We start from the raw sequence: 1112 nt of genomic DNA on the forward strand, positions 1-1112 counted from the left end.
TCGAACGCAGAAGGCATTAAAAAGCTTCGCGCAAGTGGCGTGAAATTCGTTTGGGTTGATCAATCACTTTCTGCTCAGCAGTGCGTATTCAAACCCGTCGAAGAACCTATCGATATCGAAGTAGGGGATAAAACGCTTTCCGTATCAAGCAAAGTGCAACGTGCGTATCGCTCGCGAGAAGTCCAACACAAGCGTGCTAAAAAGCTGATTGCGGAAGCAAAAGGCCTAGCGCAGAAACTTCTCAACCAAACTTTTGAAGGCAAAGTTATCCAAGTCGACGAGATTGAATCGTGGGCGGATGACATGATCGAAAGTGTATTTATTGATTCAGACGCTTTGCAGTGTGTTTCTGCATTGCGCCAGAAAGATTCTTATTTACTCGAGCATTCAGTAAATGTCGCCTGTCTGCTGGTTTCGTTCGGCAAACACTTAGGCTTAGACAAAGATACCCTCAAGCAATTGGCGATTGGTGGCATCATTCACGATGTAGGTAAAATCAAAGTGGACGATAAAATTCTTCACAAGCCAGCGCGTTTAACGCCAGAAGAGTTTGAGCACATGAAGTTGCACCAAGTCTTCGCGGGCGAGATCATCGTTGAAGTGAAAGGGTTGAGCGATGTCAGCCGAGACGTGTGTTTAATGCATCATGAAAAGCTTGATGGAACAGGGTATCCGCGCGGACTATCGGGCGACGAGATTCCGATTCATGGTCGCATGAGTTGTATCGTCGACATTTATGACGCGCTCACCGCTGATCGTTGCTACAAAAAAGGCATGAGCTCAGCAGAAGCATTTAAGATTTTGCTCAGTCTAACGCCTTTCCATCTCGACCCTGACCTGGTATACAAGTTCATCAACTGCATTGGTGTGTATCCAGTAGGTTCTATCGTGGAACTCAGTGATGGCAGAGTGGGTATTGTGTGGTCTTCGAATCCATCTCAAGCGTTAAAGCCAGAAGTGAAATGTTTCTACTCCCGTAAGTACAAACGATACATTGATGTAGCGATGGTGGATTTAAAAACGAGTGCGCACAAAATTGAAAGAGCGATAGCGCCTTCATCTTTAGAAATCGATCCAAAACCGTTCTATGACTAAATCAGTGCTTAGCTTGA

Annotated in this window: 1 protein-coding gene; it reads left to right on the plus strand. The window is 45.4% G+C overall.

What is annotated here, in order from left to right:
- Positions 1–1095: HD-GYP domain-containing protein (locus R7Q47_RS26010; protein ID WP_318090230.1), on the plus strand; the 1095-nt coding region annotated here is incomplete at its 5' end.
- Positions 1096–1112: the final 17 nt, after the last annotated feature.

The sequence above is a fragment of the Vibrio sp. Vb0349 genome (assembly GCF_033338975.1).